This window comes from Lactobacillus sp. (genome assembly GCF_014803895.1).
In genome coordinates, this window is sequence record NZ_JAAVAU010000017.1 from 32,335 (window position 1) to 52,910 (window position 20,576).

Here is a 20,576-nt window from a genome sequence, read left to right on the forward strand (position 1 = left end):
GTAGGTGGGGCAATTGGCTAAAAAGAAAATAACGAAAAAAAATCCTAAAAAGGAGATTTCAGGTTGGCTTGATTATCAACATAAATCTCCTAATGGAAGAAGAGAAAAAAAGGTCTCTGCCTCACTAAAAAAATTGCAAGCTGAAAGACGTCATTCACTTTTAAAGCGTCTAGGTCTAATTGTTTTTATTTCTTTAGGATTTATTATAATTTTAGGATATTTTATTTCACCTATTTCAAATGTCAAAAGTATTCAAGTTTTAGGAGCTAATGGAATAAATAGTAATCAGGTTGTAAAAATCACTGGTATCACGGCACAAGACAAGGTTATCTCCACGCTTTTTAACAAAAATGAATATAATGAAAGGTTGAAGAAATACTTTCCAGAGGTAAACAATATTGATCTTCATGTAAAAAACATGAATAATTTAGTAATTCAAATCAAACAACGGCCAGCAGTAGGGTATATCCAAGAGAAGAAAGGGTATCGAGAAATTTTATCAAATGGTGATTTAAGTACTCACTTTGTTTCTGCTTCAAAGATTGATCATTCAAAACCTTTATTTATAGGTTATAGTAATCAAAGTCGTTTAAAGGAAAGTTTGAAAATATATTCTCAATTATCAAAGACTATTAAAAACAAGGTAAGATTGATTGATGGTGATACAAAAAGATCAACACAAATTATCCTAGTAATGAAGGATGATAATATTATGGTTATTGGTAATGTTTCCACTATTGCTGAAAAAATGAATAAATATTATTTACCTATTGCCAAACAACTAAATAAGCCTTCAGTTATTGATTTTGAAATTGGAGCTTTTAGTCGTTCGATGACCAATAAAGAAAAGAAATTAGCTGAATTAATAGATTAACTTTAACTATACGCAAGTATAAGTGTTATGTTAAAATCTTAGTTAAAAGATATATTTTTTTGGGGGCATTGTCTTGAATAAATCAAATTTACTCGTTGGCCTAGATATAGGAACAACGAGTGTAAAAGCTGTCGTAGCTGATACTTCATCAAAAGAATTGCGTATAATTGGTGCTGCCAATGAACCCACTTCAGGTATGCGTCATGGTAAAATCGTTGATATTGATGAAACAGCTGCCAGTATTTCTGGAGCATTAAAGAAAGTAGCACAAAAAACTAATTCTAAAATTTCGAGAATTGTAACTGGTATTCCAGTTGGACTATTACAATTGGAAAATGCAACGGGCTTGATTAATATTGGTGAACAAGGTCAAGAAGTGGGTGATAACGATGTTAAACGTGTATTATCAGCTGCTATCAGTGCTGCCTTAAAAGATGGCAGACAACCTATTGCTTTTTTACCAAGTAAATTTTTAATTGATGGAAAAACTGATGTTGATGATCCACGTAAGATGATTGCGCATTCGCTAGAAGTACATGGTATTTTATTAACTGCACCAACAGCAGATTTGCACAATATTCGTAAAGCAATTGAAAAAACAGGTTATCAAAATAATTTCTTTGTACCAACACCGTTAGCTATTGCAAGTATTGCCTTAGACGAGGGTGAAAGAACCTTTGGCTCTATTATTTTAGACTTAGGTGGGGGTACTACTACTGCAACTGTTATTCATGAAAATAAAATCAAGTACGCAACAATTGATCTTGAGGGTGGTATAGATATCACTAATGATATTTCGGCAGTTTTGAATACCTCTCGTAAAGAAGCTGAAAAAATAAAGATTGAATTTGGTTATGCAGATCCGGAATTAACTTCAGCCGAAAATCAATTTCCAGTTAAGGTAGTTGGAGAAAGTGCTCCTAAGATGATTGATGAAGAGTATCTTAGTGAGATTATTAATGCACGTATTGAACAAATTCTTTCTCGTGTAGGGAAGGGTTTGAATGACCATGATGCCTTTACGCTCCCAGGTGGCGTTGTGATCACTGGTGGAACTAGTGCTTTACAAGGTATGGATGATGTTGTTAAAAATGCCTTTAAAGTTAAGACCAGAATTTTCCAACCCGATCAAATGGGATTACGGAATCCTATGTATACCGCAGGTTTTGGGGTTGTGAAGTATGCTTATGATTTAGATGATATTGATTATTTAGTAAATAGTGTAATTTATGGGGGAGATGTTCTACCTACTTCTTCTATTCCTGAGCCAGAAACAAGAGAAAACAAGATTTTCAAAAGTCAGACAACTACTAGTGAAATAGTAGAAAAAGAAGATTATAATAATGGTAAAGTGGCATCTACTAATCCGGAAATGGCGGATGAAGGTGTTAAAAAGACTAAAAAAGATAATAAAAAGGGATTCAAAGAATTCTTTAAAAAATTCTTTGATTAAATAAGGTGGTTTAGTAATGGATTTTACTTTCGATTCTGATGACAACAAAAATGCAGTCATTAAAGTAATCGGTGTTGGTGGTGCCGGTGGTAACGCTGTTAACCGTATGATTGATGAAGGTGTGCAAGGTGTATCCTTCATTGCCGCTAATACTGATGTACAAGCATTAAATAGCAATAAAGCTGAAAACAAAATTCAACTTGGACCTAAATTAACAAGAGGTCTAGGGGCTGGTTCTCATCCTGAAGTTGGACAAAAAGCAGCTGAAGAAAGTCAACAAACTATTGAAGATTCTCTTAAGGGTGCTGATATGATTTTTATCACTGCCGGAATGGGTGGTGGTACTGGTACAGGTGCAGCGCCGGTTATTGCTAAGATTGCACGTGAAACAGGTGCATTAACAGTAGGTGTTGTAACTCGTCCGTTTACTTTTGAAGGCCCTAAGAGATCAAAAAATGCGGCTGAAGGTATCACTCAGTTAAAGCAATATGTTGATACTTTAGTTATTATCGCTAATAACAGATTGCTAGAAATGGTTGATAAAAAGACTCCAATGATGGATGCTTTTAAAGAAGCCGATAATGTCTTACGTCAAGGTGTTCAGGGTATTTCAGATTTGATTACTTCCACTGACTATGTGAACTTGGACTTTGCAGATGTTAAAACAGTTATGGAAAATCAGGGTGCTGCTTTAATGGGTATTGGCCGTGCAAGTGGTGAAAATAGAACCGTTGAAGCAACTAAGCTTGCAATTTCTTCACCTTTACTAGAAGTTTCAATTGACGGTGCTAAGCAAGTATTACTTAACATTACCGGTGGCCCAGATTTAACTTTATTTGAAGCTCAAGATGCATCAGAGATTGTTTCTAAAGCAGCTGGCGATGGTGTAAACATCATTTTTGGTACGTCAATTAATGCTAACTTAGGTGATGAAGTAGTTGTAACTGTAATTGCAACTGGTATTGATGCCAAAGCTGAGGAGGAAGCGTCGAGACAGCCTATTCGTCGTCCAAGTAGACGCCCTAGTTCTTCAGAAGTATCAACAAATGAACATTCTTCTGAAAAGCCTGCTACAAGTAAGCCAACTGAAGCACCTGTTCAAAAAGTTACAAAGCATGAAGAAACTAGAACAGTAGATAATTCTGATGCTTTATTAGATCCAACTAGTGTTTGGAAGCAGGATAATTCTGAAAGTAAACGTCCAGAACAACCAATTCAGAAACCACAATCATCACAGGAACAAGATAATTTCGATTCATTTAGTTCTGATGAACAAAGTAGTATTTCACAAATTGAAACTAGTGTTGATGAAGATTCAGATAATGATATTCCATTTTTTAAACATCGTCGTAAAAACTAGTTTAGAGTAGAAAGGAGAATTTTATGGCATTCGATAAATTAGGGCGCTTTTTCGGTATCGATGGTTCAGAGGATGAAATTGATGAGATTGAGCCAAGTGAAGAAACTATCAGCGAAGAGGTACCTCAAAGTAATGAAAGACGTGGAAATGTGGTTTCAATTAATTCAGCAGGCACTCCAACTAGTAAAATTGTCTTAGAAGAACCTCGTGTTTATTCTGATGCTAAAGAAGTTGCACAAAATTTATTGAATAATAAGGCAGTAATTATTAATTTTGCACGTATGGATGATGCACAAGCACGTCGTATAGTTGATTTTATTACTGGAACTGTTTATGCTCTTAATGGCGAAATTCAAAGAGTAGGCGATAAAATTTTCTTAGCAACTCCTCCTAAATTTGAAACTGATGGAAAAATTGCTGAATTAGTGGAAAAGAAAGATAATATTGAATAATGTTTTTAACTATAATTGGCTGGATTTTTAGAATAGTCTCTACCTTGTTAAATGTCTATGCATTTTTAATTGTTATCTATACATTATTAACGTGGATTCCTAGCTTGTTAGATACAAAACCAGGTCAAATTTTAGCTAGAATTGTTCAACCTTATTTAGATTTATTTGAAAGATTTATTCCACCAATTGCAGGATTGAGCTTTGCACCTGTGATTGCATTATTGGTAATATATTTTGTAAATAACTATATATTAATTTGGATAGCAAATATTATAATTAGATTAGCAATACATTAATTAAAATGATTGAAAAAAGACAAGCAAGTAGTTTTTATCAACATTTTGATATAAAAGAAAAACCGATTGTAGATCGCTACGTCGGTTTTTTTAATAGATTTTTATTTCAAAATGAACCGATATTGACCGATTTTTTAAATCCAAGAGAAGCATATATTTTTAAAGAAATTGTTGGTGGTTATGGCCAGATATATGAATACGGAGGTTATAAAGAGGCAGAAAAGAAGCGATTATTTCTTTGTGATTGGACTCTTCCGTATCACAAGTCAGCATTTAATGTTACTTTACTTAAAATTGAATATAATAAAAAATGGGATAAGATTACACATAGTCAAATTCTAGGTGTATTAACTAGTTTGGGCGTCGAAAGTAATACTTTTGGTGATATTATTTCTGATGAAGAAGGCAATTGGCAATTTTTTGTAAAAAGTGAATTAGCTGATTTTTTTATTGAACAGATAAACCGTATTGGTCATACTAAAGTTAAAGTAAAAAAGATTGATCTTCAACATATTTTACAAATAAAAGATGACAGCCAAGAAAAAGAAGTAACTAGCACTTCGATGAGAATAGATACTATTGTTAGTTCAGTGACTAATTTAAGTCGCAGCCAGGTAAAAGAAGCCCTGATGGCTAGTGAAATTAAATTAAATTGGCATGATGTAAGTGAATCGCATATAATTATCAATATAAGTGATGTATTGAGTATTAGACATTTTGGACGCATCAAGATTTTGAATGTTACAACTACTCGAAAAGGAAAGTTTAAAATTTTTTGTAAAATTTGGCAGTCAAAGAAAAGGTGAGATTATGGTTTTAACACCAATGGAAATTCATGATAAAACTTTTGAGAAAAAATTTAAAGGTTATGATGAAGAAGAAGTAGATAAATTTTTAGATCAAATCGTTAATGAATATGGTGATGTATTAGATGAAAATTCTGATTTAAAAAATGAAAATAATTCTTTAAAGGAAGAAAATGAAACTTTAAAAGGTAAAGTTGCCGAATATGATCAGATTAAAGAATCATTGAATCAATCCTTGATTTCTGCACAACAACATGCGGATAATTTGCAGAAACAAGCTAGCCAAGATGCAAAAGAAATTAAAGAGAATGCTCAAAAAGAAGCTGATGAAATTATAAGTAAAGCCAAAATATCTGCTGGTAAATATAATGCTGACGTAAGAGAACAGTATGGCACTTTAAGTAAAGATTATGAGTTATTAAAGAAACAAGTTGCTGAATTTAGACGTGATATTCAGATTAAACTTCAAGATGAGTTGGATGGTTTAAATGATGAGACTTGGCAACAGCAATTGGATGAATATTACGGCCGGTCACGCTTATATCCAGCTGATGGTTCTCAGCCTGTAACGGTAGATGATGATGATGAAATTATGGAACTTGATGATGAAGAAATTGCTGCTGAAGATGCTGCCGTAGAAGTTGAGAAATCAGAAAATACTCTCGAAGAAATTGACAAACCTATATCAAATGAAGTAAAATCTGACTCAGGATTAGATGATTCAGATGGCCCTAAAATTTTAATTGGCGATAGCAGTAACAATGTTGGTACGTCAATTTCTAGAGATAAAAGAGAGTCAAAATTACGCTCTTCTGACAGTAATGGACCAACTATCATTTTTCCAGATGATGATAATGATAATTAATTTTGAATCGACAGTAAAACAAGTAGACGTCTTAGCGAGTTAGCAATTGGTGAAAGGCTAACATAGTTGAAAGTTGATCAGCTGCCAATAGATTTAAACGTAATCCATACGATACATGGATTTAAGTGGAACAGAAATGTTCAATTTAGGTGGTACCACGAACTTTAGCTTCGCCCTATTTAGGGCGAAGCTTTTTATATAGGAAGGAAAATTATGAAAGTTAAAGATACTTTGAATTTAGGTAAGACTAAATTTAAGATGCGCGGAAATCTTCCTGTCCGTGAAGCTCAATGGCAAAAAGAATGGGAAGAAAATAATTTATATGAACAAAGATTAAAGCTAAATGAGGGAAAACCTCGCTTTGATTTACATGATGGTCCTCCATTTGCTAATGGTAATATTCATATGGGACACTCATTAAATAAAATTTCTAAAGATATTATTGTGCGTTATAAAAATATGAGTGGCTTTTATGCACCTTATGTTCCTGGATGGGATACTCATGGATTACCTGTTGAACAAGCCTTAGCTAAGAAAGGCATTGATCGTAAAACTATGGATCGTGCCAAGTACCGTGAATTATGTCGTCAATTTGCTGAAGAACAGATTGAAAAGCAAATGGCAGACTTTAAGCGACTTGGAGTAATGGCTGATTGGAAGCATCCTTATATTACTCTTCAACCAGAATTTGAAGCTGAAGAAATTAGAGTATTTGGCAAGATGTTTGAAAAGGGTTATATCTATAAAGGTAAAAAACCTGTTTACTGGTCTTGGTCTAGTGAATCAACTCTAGCTGAAGCAGAAGTTGAATATCATGATGTTAAGTCACCATCTATCTATATTGCTTTTCCAGTTAAAGATGGTAAAGGTATTCTAAATGAAAAAGATACTTACTTTGTAATTTGGACTACTACACCTTGGACAATTCCATCTAATCAAGGTATCACTGTTAATCCACAATTTGACTATTCTGTAGTTGAGGTTGGTGACAAGAGATATGTTGTTGGATCTGATCGCTTAAATGCAGTAGCTGAAGCACTTGAGTGGACAGATTATAAAGTTGTTCAACATATGAGAGGTTCAGAAATGGACCATATGGTAGCTAAACACCCACTATATGATCAAGATAGTTTAGTTATGAATGCTATGCACGTAACTGCTGATGATGGTACTGGTTTAGTCCATACAGCTAGTGGTTTTGGTGAAGATGATTATAATGTTGCTCAACGTTATAATTTACCAGTCTTTAGTCCAATGGATGCTCAAGGTCGCTTTACTAAAGAAGTTCCTGATCCTGAGTTAGTAGGTATGTTCTATGATGACGCTAATAAAGTGGTTAGTGAAAAGCTTGAAAAATCTGGTGCATTACTTAAGTTGAATTTCTTTACTCACTCATATCCACATGATTGGCGTACAAAGAAGCCTGTTATTTATCGAGCAACTACACAGTGGTTTGCTTCAATTTCTAAGTTCCGTGATCAAATTTTAGATGAAATTCAAAAGGCTAACTTTATTCCTACCTGGGGTAAAACTCGTCTTTATAATATGATTAAAGATCGTGGTGATTGGGTAATTTCTCGTCAACGTGCTTGGGGTGTGCCACTTCCAATTTTTTATGCAGAAGATGGTACTCCAATTGTTACTCCTGAAACTATTGAACATGTTGCCAAAATCTTTGAAAAAGAAGGTTCTAATGCTTGGTATACGCATACAACTAAGGAATTACTACCAGAAGGTTTTACTTCAGAGCATTCACCACATGGTGATTTTAAGAAAGAAACGGATATCTTGGATGTTTGGTTTGATTCAGGTACATCATGGGCTGGGGTTTTGAAGCATCGTGATGGTTTGGGCTTTCCAGCAGATCTTTATCTTGAAGGTAGCGACCAATATCGTGGTTGGTTTAATTCCAGTTTAATTACTTCAGTTGCCGTCACTGGACAATCACCATACAAGCAAGTTCTTTCTCAAGGTTTTGTATTAGATGATAAAGGGCATAAAATGTCTAAGTCATTAGGTAATGTAATTTCTCCTAATGATGTTATCAAGCAAATGGGAGCAGAAATTATTCGTTTGTGGGTAGCTGGAGCTGATACTACTTCAGATGTTGCTGTTTCTCAAGATATTTTGCGCCAGGCTTCAGAAAGTTACCGTAAGATTAGAAATACTATGCGCTACATGTTGGCTAATACAAGTGATTTCGATCCAAAAGAAGATAGTATTGCATATCCTGATATGGCAAGTGTTGATCAGTATATGGAAGTTAAATTAAATCGTCTCGTTGAAGAGGCACTAAAAGCTTACGATAATTTTGACTTTAATGGCGTTTATAAGAAAATCTTTAGCTTTATTTCTAATGATTTATCGGCATTCTATCTTGACTTTGCTAAGGATATTCTTTACATTGATGGCAAAGATAGTGAAACTCGTCGGTCCATGCAAACTGTAATTTACGATGTCTTGGTTAAATTAACTAAGCTGATGACACCAATTTTGCCACACACAATGGAAGAAGTTTGGGGCTATTTAAAAGAATCAGAAGACTATGTTCAGTTAGCTAATATGCCTGAAGTTGCACATTTTGCTAATGAAGAAGAGCTTTTAGAGAATTGGAAAGACTTTATGAAGCTTCGTTCTGATGTCTTAAAAGCTCTAGAAATTGCACGTAATAATAAGGTTATCGGTAAATCGTTTGAAGCACACGTAACTCTTTATCCAACTAAAGAAACTAAGGAATTACTTGATAAACTTAATGCTAATATACGTCAAATATTAATTGTTTCAGAATTGACTATTTCTGATGATGAGCCTTCTACCGATGGTGAAGAATTTGCAAGTGGCACAATTCTAGTTGAACATGCTGCAGGCGAAGTTTGTCCAAGATGTAGAAGAATTACCACTGATGTAGGTTCTGACACTAGATTTCCAGAATTATGTGCTCGTTGTGCTGAAATCGTGGCAGAAAATTATCCTGAAGCAGTTAAAGAAGGTTTTGAAGAATAATGCGTACAGGTACTGTAAAACAATTTGATTCTAATTCTGCATATGGTTTTATTGAAGACGATTTAACACATTCAGCTTATTTTGTTTTCTATAAATCAATTAAAGAAGAAGGCTACAAGCGATTAGATGTAGGTCAAAGAGTTCGTTACCAATTAGCACAAGGAAAAAAAGGACTACAATGCATCAATGTATACGTTGATCATGGTCAAAAGGAGTAGTTAGTTATAATGGACCTTAGAGAAACCGAAATTTCCAACAAATCAGTTTTTGAAGGTAGATTAATTGATTTAGATGTTGAAACAATTAGCTTACCAAATGGGAAAACGGCAACTCGTGAAATAGTAAAACACCCAGATGCAAGTGCAGCCATTGCTATAAATGATAAAAAACAAATGCTTCTTGTAAAGCAATGGCGTGAAGCTATCAAGCAAGTCACTTTAGAAATTCCAGCTGGCTTAATTGATAAAACAGATGCTTCTCCACTAGATGCTATGAAACGAGAGTTAAATGAAGAAGGCGGCTATAAAGCTGAATATTGGGAAAAAATCTCAGAATTTAATTCTTCACCAGGCTTTTGTGATGAAAAAATTTACTTATTCTACTGTGATACTCTTACTAAGTTGAAAGATAAACGTCCTTTGGACGAAGATGAATTTTTGACTAGACAATGGTATAGTTTAGCAGAATTAAAAGAGCTTTTATCTCAAGGTAAGATTGTAGATTCAAAAACAATCATGGCTATTCTTTTCTGGGAAAATATGCTTTTAACAGGAAAACAAAACAATGACTGAAAAAAGATCAGATTATCGCAAAAATCAACGTCATAAGAAGTTATCACGATTGTGGTCCGGTCGTCATTCCACAGCTGATCGTAAACATACTGAATCTAACACAGTAGATGTGAATCCCGATTTTAGAAGAAATGACAAGAATATTAAGGGGCGCAATAAAAAAACTTCTGAGGAAAAAGTCTTGCGTTTAAAACAAAGGCTTAATTGGGCGATTTTTATCGTAGTAATTTTGATCATAATAGTTTTATTTGCTTTATTTAAATTATAAATATAATAGGGGATTAAAAAATGAAAATAGCAATTATCGTACCTATGGCTGAAGAAGCGGAATTTTACGATAAGCATTTTCAATCCGCAGATAAAAAAATGTTCGGTTCAACAGAATTCGAACATTTTTCTGTAAATGGAAATGATATTTATCTAGGTTTAAGTGGAATTGGTAAAGTAAATGCTGCAATGAATTTGACTAGTTTGCTTGCTAATGAGGATATTGATTTAATTTTTATGACAGGCTCAGCCGGTTCACTTAAATCAAATATTCATAAGAAAGACTTAATTTTACCAAGTGAGTTTACATATCATGATGCCCACAATACGAGTGCGGGTAACTATATTGAAGGCCAGATTCCTCAAGAACCTGCAAGGTATAAATTAAATAGTGATGCAAGAGCTAAATTTGCTCAGTATTTAGAAAAAAATAATATTTCTTATAAAGAAGGATTAATTGTAACAGGGGATTCATTTATTTCTTCTCAAAAACAAAAAGATGAAATTGAAAAGAATTTCCCTGAAGCTGTAGGGGTAGAAATGGAAGGGGCTGCTTTTGCTCAAGTAGCCCACCATTTTAATACACCATTAGTTGCTGTAAGAGCTATTTCTGATAATGGTGATGAAAATGCTGATGAAGATTTTGATGTCTTTGTAAAAGAAGTAGGTCAAAAAGCAGCGACAGTTATTAGTTCGTATTTAGAAGATGAAGTGTTTTAGGTAGGAAGAGGAAGCGTAAGCGCGCTTCCTTTTTTTGTGTTATAATGAGTAAACCACTTGATGCTTACGAAATGTAAGATAGAACTCATGACTAAAATAGATAGAAGGATAAGTTAATGGATAAGAAGAATATCTATTTAGATAATGCTGCTACGACTCCTATGTCGCCAGCTGTAGTAAGCAAAATTAGTGAAGAAATGGCTAATGATTTTGGAAATGCTTCTAGCCAACATATGTTTGGACGTACTGCACGTCATAGTGTTGAAGAAGCTCGGCATATCTTAGCTCAATCGATTAATGCTCAAGATAAAGAGATTATTTTTACTTCAGGGGGTTCTGAAAGTAATAATAATGCGATTTTTGGAACGGCTCGTGCACGTAAAAAAATAGGTAAAAAAATTATCACGACTAAAATTGAGCATCCATCTGTTTTAAATCCGATGAATAGATTGGAAAAAGAAGGCTATAAAGTAGTTTACTTAGATGTTGATGAAAGTGGTCATATTTCTTTAGACCAATTAAGGAGAGAATTAACACCTGATACAATCCTTGTATCCATAATGGCTGTTAATAATGAAGTTGGATCAATTATGCCTTTGAAGGAAATTGGGGAAATAGTAAAAGATTCTAATGCGTACTTCCATGTGGATAATGTTCAGGGATTTGGTAATATTCATGTTGATGTTCAAGATATGAATATCGATTTATTATCTACCTCTGCTCATAAGATAAATGGTCCCAAATTTTTAGGTTTCTTATACGAAAGAGATGGAATTGAGGTAGCAGATCTATTGCTGGGCGGTGAACAAGAGTTGAAGCGTCGCCCAGGTACTGAAAATGTACCTGGAATAGCAGGTTTTGGAGTAGCTGTTAGGGAAATGAATGCTATCGATAAACAAGAGTTACAACAAAAGTATAGTAATTTTCAAAAAATTATATTAGATGCTCTGAAAGATGCCGATGTTGATTTTGAAATTAATGGTACTCTTGAAGGGCAAGTTTCTCACCATGTTTTAAATCTTTGGCTTAAAGGCGTAGGAACTTATTCTGCATTGACTAATTTAGATTTAGCCGGAGATGCAGTTTCAGGCGGTTCTGCATGTACAGCAGGTTCGCTTAATCCATCACACGTTTTAACTGCTATGTACGGAGCAGATTCACCACGTTTAGCAGAATCAATTAGAGTTTCTTTTGGTCGTTATAATACCGATGAAGAAGTAAAGAAATTTGCAAATGATTTGATAGAAATGTGTCAGCGTTTAAATAGTAAGTAAATTTTAGTATTTGCGTTAAAGGATTAGTTTTATATACTAAAAGAGAAAACAAAAAACTTGACACTTACAAATTGTAAGTTAAAATAGATACATGAAAGAGATTTAATATGGCAAATACAGTAATTATTAATGGCGATAATCGTAAATTTACAGTGAATCCTGACGTTAAGCGCTATGCGTTAATTGATGTAGGGTTTAAGCAAACAAAGCGAGGAAATTATACCTATGATCATCCATTGTATAATGAGTCTCCATATAATGCGACTTGTAAGTTGAAAATGACTTTAAATAAAGATTTGAATCATTTAACAATGGTGATAACAGATATTAATGGCTTACAGAAAGTTAATATTTTTAAAAATAAACAATTAGAACCAATGGTTGAATTATTAAACTTTATTTTAAAAGATTTAGAAGACCGTCAGATTATTACTGTTTGCTAAGAGGAGGAAACTTTTAATGGTGGATAACAGCAAAATCAGAGTTGTCGTTGGTATGAGTGGAGGAGTAGATTCATCTGTTTCAGCTCTTTTACTTAAACAACAAGGCTATGATGTTGTAGGTGTCTTTATGAAAAACTGGGATGATACAGATGATTCTGGTGTTTGTACAGCAACTGAAGATTATGAAGATGTAAAAAAAGTTGCTGATAAGATTGGTATTCCTTATTATGCTGTTAATTTTGAAAAGGAATATTGGGAAAGAGTTTTCGAATATTTCTTAGATGAATATAAAAAGGGTAGAACTCCTAATCCAGATGTAATGTGCAATAAAGAGATTAAATTTAAGTCATTTCTTGACTTTGCAATGGACTTAAATGCAGATTATATCGCAATGGGTCACTACGCTAAGACTAGTGTTGATGAAGATGGCGTAACTCATATGATGCGTCCTAAAGATGGAAATAAGGATCAAACTTATTTCTTAAACCAACTTTCACAAGACCAATTATCAAAAGTAATGTTCCCACTTCAAGGATTAACTAAACCACAAGTGCGTGAAATTGCTTTGGCTGCTGGTCTTGCTACTGCTAAGAAGAAGGATTCAACTGGTATTTGTTTTATTGGTGAAAGAAACTTTAAGAAATTCTTGAGCGAATTTTTGCCAGCTAAGAGTGGTAAGATGATTACTCCTGATGGTAATGTAGTTGGTGAACATGCTGGCTTAATGTACTATACAATTGGTCAACGTTCAGGTTTGGGATTAGGTTCAACTAAGGAATCAACTGCTCCATGGTTTGTGGTAGGTAAAGATTTAGAAAAGAATGAACTAATTGTTGAACAAGGTTATGACAGTGATCTTTTATACAGTGATAGCTTAGATGCTAGTGATGTTTCATTCTTTACTGGTTTACCAGATCATGATTTTGAACTCAAGTGTACAGCGAAATTTCGCTATCGTCAGCCAGATGTCGGTATTACAATGCATTATCATGCTGCTGATAATACTGTAACGGTTGATTTTGATGAACCAGCACGTGCAGTTACTCCTGGTCAAGCAATTGTCTTCTATAATGGCGAAGAATGTCTTGGTGGTGCTACTATTGATAGAGCATACAAGAATGCTGAGCAATTACAATTAGTCTAATTTAATAAATTATTAGAAAAAAAGAATCAGACAATCTAATTTATGGTCTGATTCTTTTTTCTTTGCATCTTCTGTTAATTTTTATATTAAAATCTTATAATTAATGTAAGAATGGAGAGTTTAAAGATGCAATTATACTTTGTAAGACATGGTAAAACAAAATGGAATTTAGAAGGACGCTATCAAGGAGGTAGTGGTAATTCTCCGCTTTTGCCCGAAAGTTATGCTGATATTAAAAAACTAGCTGAATATCTTGAAGGTACCAGTTTTAAAGCTTTTTACACTAGTCCTTTGCAGCGTGCAGTAACTACAGCAGTTACTTTAAGAGATTATATGGGAATTACTGTTCCGGTAGTGATTGATGAACGCTTAAAAGAATTTAATCTAGGTGATTTAGAAGGCATGAAATTTGTTGAAGCTGAAAGTAAATATCCTCAACAGATAAAGGCTTTTAGATATGAACCAGATAGATATGATCCATCAAGTTTTCATGGAGAAAGCTTTGAACACATGATTGCTCGTGGAGAAGCACTAATTGATTCTATTGTAAAACGATATTCAGAACCTGAGGATAAAGTTTTATTAGTTAGTCATGGGGCTGCTTTATGCGCATTAATTAGATCATTAGAAGGTTATAAAATTGCTGATATTAGAAAACGTGGCGGATTAACAAACACCAGTTTAACAATTTTAGAAACTAGTGATGAAGGAAAGACTTATCAAGAAAAAGTATGGAATGAAACTTCCTATCTTGACCGTAAAATTACAAAGAAGGATACGATTTAATGGATAAGAAAATAGCAAGTTTATATGATGCAGGAGAAATTGATCGTGCTATTCATTTATTAGTTAAAAAAATTGATCAATATCCTAAACAAGTAGAAAATTATTTACAGCTTTCAACTTATTTAATTGAACAAAATTCAATTGATCAAGCTTTAGAATTATTACAGAAGGCTCAGGGTATAGTAGATAATCCTGAGGAGTTAATTTATAATATTGCTGTTTGTTATTATATGCAGGGAGAATATCAAAAATCTTTGGCATTACTGGATAGACTTTCTAATGATGATGAGACATTATATCAAAAAGCTCTAGTTTTTATAAAATTAGGTCAGTACCAAAAGGCCTTAGCATATGCTATGACAATTAAAAATCTTGATACAAAAAGTTTAGAATTATTGGGAGATATTTGGCTAAGTTTAGGAGATTTAAAAGAGGCTAATAAAACTTTTAAAAGAATTAATTCTGAAAATAGAAATGCTAAAGTTAATTTTTTGTTAGGATTGACAGTCTTAGAGCAAGATCGAGATTTAGCGCAGAAATACTTTAATCTTTCTAAGCAAAAAGATGCAGTTTATTTTACAAATGCTCAAAAACAGTATGATGCTTTAATACAGATGATTAGAGGTAAAGATGGAAAAAATTAAATTTACTGGTAAAGTAGATAATATTGTTTTTGAAAATAATCAAAATCTTTTTAAAATCATGGATGTAGAAATTATTGGAACTTTACAGAACTATGATGAAGAAGCAATTCGAGTTACTGGAAATTTTGGTGAAATTCAACTTGAAGGAACTTATACTTTTGAAGGAAGCTTGTTTGTTCATCCAAAATTTGGTACTCAGTTTAAAGTGGAATCGTATAAACAAGCTCTTCCTCATGAAGAAGGTAGTTTAACAAAATATCTTAGTTCTAATAAATTTCCTGGGATTGGTAAGAAAGCAGCCCAAAAAATAGTTGCTGAGTTGGGAGTAAATGTATTAGATATAATTAAAGAAAACCCACAAAAAATTTCTACTTTGAGTCTTACTAAAAAGCAAAAGGATACTTTGCTATCTGGTATTAATAGTATGGATTCTTACTCAGAAATCATTTTAAAGTTGGCCAAATATGGTATTAATAAGCGTGTAGCAAATAATATTTATAAAACGTATCATGGCGATGCTTTAAGTCATTTAAAGTCAGATCCTTATGAGCCGGTAGGAAGTGTGACAGGATATGGTTTTAGAACTGCAGATAAAATTGGTCAAGAGTTAGGTATTAAGTCAGATGATAAAAGAAGAATTAAAGGTGCAGTTTTACAAATTATCGGGAATTCTTTAGCACAAAATGGTAATACTTATGTAGAATTAGAAAATTTATTGGATGCAACGTCGGAATTAATTAATTTTGATCAATACGATGTAATTGCCGATGAAATTAATGAGCTTCAGAAAGAAAATAAATTAGTAGTTAGTGGTGAAACAGCAGCTTTAAAAAATATTTTTGAGACTGAATTAGAGATTGCGAATGAATTAAAACGAGTAATTGATAGCAGAAAAAAGATTAAAGTTTTTTCTGATAAAGATATTTCTCGAGCTATTAAAAATGCAGAAAAAGCATTAAAAATTAGCTATGATGATACGCAAAAACAAGCTATTAAAAATGCATTAAATAATTCAATTTCTGTTTTAACTGGTGGTCCAGGAACTGGAAAGACAACTATTATTAATGGGATTCTTCTATGTTTAAGAGAATTAGAAGATATTCCTAGTGCTGCAATTTATAGTGATGATTCTCCATTTTTATTAGGAGCACCGACTGGAAGAGCCGCTAAGCGAATGAGTGAGATTACTGGCATTAATTCTAAAACAATTCATCGGTTATTGGGGTTGGGAATTGGTGATAGTCATCTTGAAGTCGAGGAGTTAAATCAACTAAACGGAGAAATTTTAATCATTGATGAAATGTCAATGGTTGATATGTTCCTGTTTAAATTACTTCTACAAGGTATTCAAGATACTAAAAGGATTGTATTTGTAGGGGATAAGGATCAATTGCCCTCAGTTGGAGCAGGAAATATTTTTGGAGATTTAATTTCTTCAAAAGCATTTCCGACTACTAAGTTAGAAACAATTCATCGGCAAGGAAATGAATCTTCAATTATTACCTTAGCTCATGCTATTAATAATAGTGAGGCTGACAGTTTAATTTTTGAAAAAACTAAAAATTATTCCTTCATTCCTTGTGACGCTAGTCAAGTAGGTGAAGCGATTAATCAAATTGTTACCTTAGCTTTGAAGCGTGGTTTTGATAAGGATGATATTCAAGTTCTGGGTGCCATGTATAATGGTCCAAGCGGAATAAATAGTTTGAACGATATTGTTCAGGCTATTATGAATCCTCGAGAGAATCATAGTAAAAAAATTGAAGCACATGGGGAAGTTTTTAGAATAGGAGACCGTATTCTTCAGTTACAAAACAATCCTGAAAAAGATATCTATAATGGACAAATAGGTAAAATTATTGGTATTAATGACAAAAGTAAAAATGATTGTTTGATTGCTAATTTTGATGAACGAGAAGTTAAATTTGACTTGAAAGATTTATCCGATTTAACTAGGGCATATGCTATTACTATTCATAAGTCTCAAGGCTCAGAATTTCCACTAGTTATCTTAAATTTAACTATGCAAAATTATATGATGTTGCGCCGCAATCTTTTATATACTGCTATTACACGTGCTGAAAGTAATTTGGTAATGGTAGGAGAAAAAAGAGCATATTTAATGGCCTTAAATACTCCTGGAAATAATCGTAAAACTGGTTTAACATCTAAAATTCGTCAAATTTTGAAACTAAATTTTGATGAAAAGGATACTACAAAAAAAGAAGAAGTAGTTCTTTCTCAAGAAACCATTTTAACACCAGAGTTAATTTATTCAGGAAGCATTGATCCGATGATTGGTATGAAAAATATTAAATTAGAAAAAAGAACTTAAAAATGGTATCCCGTAATTGGGATACCATTTTTAAGTCCATAAGTTAAATGAACTAATTTTGAAATTTAAATCAAAGTCTTGTTTACCTAACTCTTCGCCATCTAATTGTCCATATTCAGGATGAGATGTTTTAACATGTAATTTTTCAGCTTCATAGTAATGAAAGTGAGGATCTTTAACATGTGATCCATTGATAAAGAGTTTAGCAAAAAGTCGTAAAAACTTTAGGGCGCCAACTTTTTCTACTACCACCGTATCTAGCTTATGATTATAAACATTTGCTCTTGGAAGCAAAGGTACACCACCACCAAAATAAGGATGATTGGTAGTAGTTACAAAGTAAGTATGATTAAAACGATGAGTCTTACCATTAACGGTTACTTCAGAAGAAAATGTATCTTGATTTTTAAGAACATTAAGAATATGAAGACCATATGTAAGATTTCCAATATGGAGGTTATTAAACTTCTTTTTAATGGTCGAGTGATTTGTTAGATAAACTACATGAGCATCAAAACCAATGCCTAAATTATTGATGAAATAATTACTTTCACCAGTTATGTTATCAGTATAATAGCCACAATCTATTTTAGAAATTTTTACTCCCTTTTTGATATGTGAAATCAATTTTTGGACTTGTCGGGGAAGAATGAGTGCTCTGGCAAAGTCATTGCCTGTACCAGCAGGGAAATAGCCAATAGGCGTATTAGGTTTTTGAGACTTTTTTATACCATTAAGTGCTTGATTTAGAGATCCATCACCGCCAATTACTAGTAAGTAGTGTTCTGGCAAATCTCCATACTTCTCTGCAGCATTTTTAGCTAGAGATACCATTTGTCCAGGGTAGGTAGAAATAGATGTTGTGGTGGTTATATTATTCTTTGTTAGTTCCTGATTAATTAAAGAAAATTCTGTATTTCCTTTATTATTACCAGAAACTAAGTTAACGAGAAGATGAATTGTCTTTGTCATAATTAGGATACTAAATTAAAAATAAAAAGCCTAAAGAGGCCTTTTATTTAGTGTTACTTTTTATCAATAATCATTGGTAAGATCATTGGTCGTCTCTCAGTCTTAGAGTATAAGAAATCTTGTAGGTTATCAATAATTGCTTTTTTGATTTCTCGTTCATCTGGTTGAGGATTTTTAGCCATTTCTGTTCTTAAAACATGGTAAACATGTTTTTGAGCTTGGTTTATTAATTCAGTTGATTCACGCATATAGACAAAACCACGACTTAAAATGTCAGGTCCAGCTAAAACCCGTTGATGTTTATAATCAACAGTAGCCACTACTACTACTAAACCTTCTTCAGCTAAAATTTGACGATCGCGTACAACTACATTACCAACATCAGCACTACCAGAAGTATCGACAAATACATCTGGTATATTGATATGACCTGCAATTCTAGCAGAATCTTTAGTAAGGGCTAAAACATCACCATTTTTTAGAACAAATGTATGATCAGCAGGCATCCCAGTTGCTTGAGCAGTTTCAGTATGAACAACTTGCATTCTGTACTCACCATGAACTGGAATAAAATATTCAGGTTTAGTAATTTCAATCATCATCTTTTGTTCTTCTTGACCACCGTGTCCAGAAGTATGGACATTGTGAATCTTACCGTGAACAACATTAGCTCCAGCTTGGTATAGCTTGTTTATTAAGTGGTTAACACTAGTAGTATTACCAGGAATAGGATTGGAAGAAAAGATAACTGTATCACCAGGTTGAATATGTATTTGGCGGTGAGTACCATCAGCAATTCGAGAAAGAGCAGCCAAAGGTTCTCCTTGAGATCCAGTACAGAGAATCATTGCTTTTTCTGGAGGCGTGTGATTAATGGTATTAGCATCAACTAGAGTACCTTCTGGAATAGAAAGATAACCAAGATCGATACCATTTTGAACACCATTTTCCATACTACGACCAAAAATTGCTACTTTACGTCCATTATCAACTGCGGCTTCGATTGCCGTTGAAACACGATAAAGGTTGGAAGCAAATGTAGCAAAAATTATTCTCCCTTCAATCCCATTAATAATGTTATGTAAGGACTTTGCTACAAATCTTTCAGATTTAGTAAAGGTAGGAACTTCAGCGTTAGTAGAATCAGATAGTAATGCTAAGACTCCCTCATTACCGAGTTTTGCCATTTCTTGAAAATCAGGTGCAGGTTGATTCATAACAGGTGTCAAATCTAATTTGAAGTCACCAGTAAAAAGAACAGCACCTTGTGGTGTATGAACTGCAATTCCAAGAGTATCTGGAATTGAGTGAGTAGTACGGAAAAATGTTACTGAAAGCTTTGGAAACTTTAAAACAGTATCTTCGTGTTCTTCATGTAACTCACTGGTGTTTAAAATTCCGTGTTCTTCAAGTTTTCCTCTAATTAAAGATAAGGCAAACGGTGTTGCATAAACAGGAATTTCAGGAATTTTTTCAAGTAAATAGGGAATACCGCCGATATGATCTTCGTGTCCGTGAGTGACGACGAGCGCTTTGATTTTATCTCTATTTTTAACTAAGTATGAATAATCAGATATCACATAATTGATACCCATCATATCATCTTCAGGGAACTTAATACCGCAGTCCATGATGATAATCTCATCTTGGAATTGTACGCAGTACATATTACGGCCAATTTCGCCTAACCCCCCGATGGCAAAAATGCCGACTTCATTATTTTTTAACTTAACGCTCATTAGTTGTTATCTGAATCGAAGGTTGTGAGCTTAAAGTCAGGATTTTGCTTTTCGTAAGCAAGAGAATTCCCGGTTAATTCTTGGATGAGTTCAATGTTGTAGGGGGTGTTGTCCTCAACCATAGTACGAGCTTGCACAACGTTATCAGCTTCTAAAAAGAGTGTTTGAGTAGTTTCTCTACGTGGATTAACGATCTGGTCTTTTTGATACAAAACTTTATAGATCATTGATTTAATCTCCTTAATTTTTATTATTAAACGTTCAAAAATGAATTTTAAATCATAAGATAAAAAACTCAATAGTTGTTAATATTTTATCATAAATTATAAGTTAAGTATAGTTTCAAAAATTA

21 protein-coding genes are annotated in these 20,576 nt (G+C 33.3%); 18 read left to right on the plus strand and 3 right to left on the minus strand.

Annotated features, from left to right (window positions below):
* The first annotated feature begins 4 nt into the window (after positions 1-4).
* From HDR40_RS05700 to HDR40_RS05785, 18 genes are all read left to right on the plus strand, one after another.
* Positions 5-874 carry a cell division protein FtsQ/DivIB gene (locus tag HDR40_RS05700; RefSeq protein ID WP_290627403.1) on the plus strand — a complete coding sequence of 290 codons (870 nt, stop codon included), beginning with the start codon at positions 5-7 and terminating at the stop codon, positions 872-874.
* A 73-nt stretch (positions 875-947) separates the two neighbouring features.
* Complete coding sequence (gene ftsA, locus HDR40_RS05705; RefSeq protein ID WP_290627405.1) at positions 948-2,327, plus strand: cell division protein FtsA; 1,380 nt, start codon at positions 948-950, stop codon at positions 2,325-2,327.
* Positions 2,328-2,343: 16 nt separating this feature from the next.
* A complete protein-coding gene (gene ftsZ, locus HDR40_RS05710) occupies positions 2,344-3,687 on the plus strand; it encodes a cell division protein FtsZ (protein WP_290627408.1) in 1,344 nt (447 codons plus the stop codon).
* A 23-nt stretch (positions 3,688-3,710) separates the two neighbouring features.
* Complete coding sequence (locus HDR40_RS05715) at positions 3,711-4,139, plus strand: cell division protein SepF (RefSeq protein ID WP_290627410.1); 429 nt, start codon at positions 3,711-3,713, stop codon at positions 4,137-4,139.
* On the plus strand, positions 4,139-4,435 hold the full coding sequence (locus HDR40_RS05720) for a YggT family protein (RefSeq protein ID WP_290627412.1): 297 nt from the start codon (positions 4,139-4,141) through the stop codon (positions 4,433-4,435). The genes HDR40_RS05715 and HDR40_RS05720 overlap by 1 nt, the downstream gene beginning before the upstream one ends.
* Positions 4,436-4,440: 5 nt before the next feature.
* The gene (locus HDR40_RS05725) at positions 4,441-5,241 is read left to right on the plus strand and encodes a YlmH/Sll1252 family protein (protein ID WP_290627414.1); all 801 of its coding nucleotides are present in this window, start codon (positions 4,441-4,443) and stop codon (positions 5,239-5,241) included.
* 4 nt (positions 5,242-5,245) lie between these two features.
* Positions 5,246-6,106, plus strand: a complete 861-nt coding sequence (locus HDR40_RS05730) for a DivIVA domain-containing protein (RefSeq protein WP_290627416.1) — start codon at positions 5,246-5,248, stop codon at positions 6,104-6,106.
* Between the two features lie 213 nt (positions 6,107-6,319).
* The gene (ileS, locus tag HDR40_RS05735) at positions 6,320-9,109 is read left to right on the plus strand and encodes an isoleucine--tRNA ligase (RefSeq protein ID WP_290627418.1); all 2,790 of its coding nucleotides are present in this window, start codon (positions 6,320-6,322) and stop codon (positions 9,107-9,109) included.
* Positions 9,109-9,327 carry a cold shock domain-containing protein gene (locus tag HDR40_RS05740; protein WP_290627420.1) on the plus strand — a complete coding sequence of 73 codons (219 nt, stop codon included), beginning with the start codon at positions 9,109-9,111 and terminating at the stop codon, positions 9,325-9,327. Before ileS ends, HDR40_RS05740 begins: the two co-directional genes overlap by 1 nt.
* Positions 9,328-9,336: 9 nt before the next feature.
* Positions 9,337-9,900 carry an NUDIX hydrolase gene (locus HDR40_RS05745; protein ID WP_290627422.1) on the plus strand — a complete coding sequence of 188 codons (564 nt, stop codon included), beginning with the start codon at positions 9,337-9,339 and terminating at the stop codon, positions 9,898-9,900.
* Entirely contained in the window at positions 9,893-10,168 is a 276-nt protein-coding gene (locus tag HDR40_RS05750) for a hypothetical protein (RefSeq protein WP_290627424.1), read from the plus strand. Before HDR40_RS05745 ends, HDR40_RS05750 begins: the two co-directional genes overlap by 8 nt.
* Before the next feature lie 20 nt (positions 10,169-10,188).
* Positions 10,189-10,887: a 5'-methylthioadenosine/adenosylhomocysteine nucleosidase gene (locus HDR40_RS05755; protein WP_290627426.1), complete on the plus strand. Its 699-nt coding sequence runs from the start codon at positions 10,189-10,191 to the stop codon at positions 10,885-10,887.
* Positions 10,888-11,003: 116 nt separating this feature from the next.
* Positions 11,004-12,161 carry a cysteine desulfurase family protein gene (locus HDR40_RS05760; protein WP_290627428.1) on the plus strand — a complete coding sequence of 386 codons (1,158 nt, stop codon included), beginning with the start codon at positions 11,004-11,006 and terminating at the stop codon, positions 12,159-12,161.
* Between the two features lie 107 nt (positions 12,162-12,268).
* Positions 12,269-12,604 carry a DUF1831 domain-containing protein gene (locus HDR40_RS05765; protein ID WP_290627430.1) on the plus strand — a complete coding sequence of 112 codons (336 nt, stop codon included), beginning with the start codon at positions 12,269-12,271 and terminating at the stop codon, positions 12,602-12,604.
* Between the two features lie 16 nt (positions 12,605-12,620).
* Entirely contained in the window at positions 12,621-13,748 is a 1,128-nt protein-coding gene (mnmA, locus tag HDR40_RS05770) for a tRNA 2-thiouridine(34) synthase MnmA (RefSeq protein ID WP_290627432.1), read from the plus strand.
* A 126-nt stretch (positions 13,749-13,874) separates the two neighbouring features.
* Positions 13,875-14,534, plus strand: coding sequence for a histidine phosphatase family protein (locus HDR40_RS05775; RefSeq protein ID WP_290627434.1), 660 nt, complete (start codon positions 13,875-13,877; stop codon positions 14,532-14,534).
* Positions 14,534-15,178 carry a tetratricopeptide repeat protein gene (locus HDR40_RS05780; protein ID WP_290627436.1) on the plus strand — a complete coding sequence of 215 codons (645 nt, stop codon included), beginning with the start codon at positions 14,534-14,536 and terminating at the stop codon, positions 15,176-15,178. Before HDR40_RS05775 ends, HDR40_RS05780 begins: the two co-directional genes overlap by 1 nt.
* A complete protein-coding gene (locus tag HDR40_RS05785) occupies positions 15,165-17,513 on the plus strand; it encodes an ATP-dependent RecD-like DNA helicase (RefSeq protein ID WP_290627438.1) in 2,349 nt (782 codons plus the stop codon). Before HDR40_RS05780 ends, HDR40_RS05785 begins: the two co-directional genes overlap by 14 nt.
* A 30-nt stretch (positions 17,514-17,543) precedes the next feature.
* Here HDR40_RS05785 and HDR40_RS05790 read toward each other — a convergent pair whose 3' ends face one another.
* The 3 genes from HDR40_RS05790 to HDR40_RS05800 are packed head-to-tail and all read right to left on the minus strand — an operon-like array spanning position 17,544 to position 20,451.
* Positions 17,544-18,485 (minus strand): diacylglycerol kinase family protein, encoded by a 942-nt coding sequence (locus HDR40_RS05790; protein WP_290627440.1) that lies wholly within the window; start codon positions 18,483-18,485, stop codon positions 17,544-17,546.
* A 53-nt stretch (positions 18,486-18,538) separates the two neighbouring features.
* Positions 18,539-20,224, minus strand: a complete 1,686-nt coding sequence (locus HDR40_RS05795; RefSeq protein WP_290627442.1) for a ribonuclease J — start codon at positions 20,222-20,224, stop codon at positions 18,539-18,541.
* Positions 20,224-20,451, minus strand: coding sequence for a DNA-dependent RNA polymerase subunit epsilon (locus tag HDR40_RS05800; RefSeq protein ID WP_290627444.1), 228 nt, complete (start codon positions 20,449-20,451; stop codon positions 20,224-20,226). The genes HDR40_RS05795 and HDR40_RS05800 overlap by 1 nt, the downstream gene beginning before the upstream one ends.
* Positions 20,452-20,576: the final 125 nt, after the last annotated feature.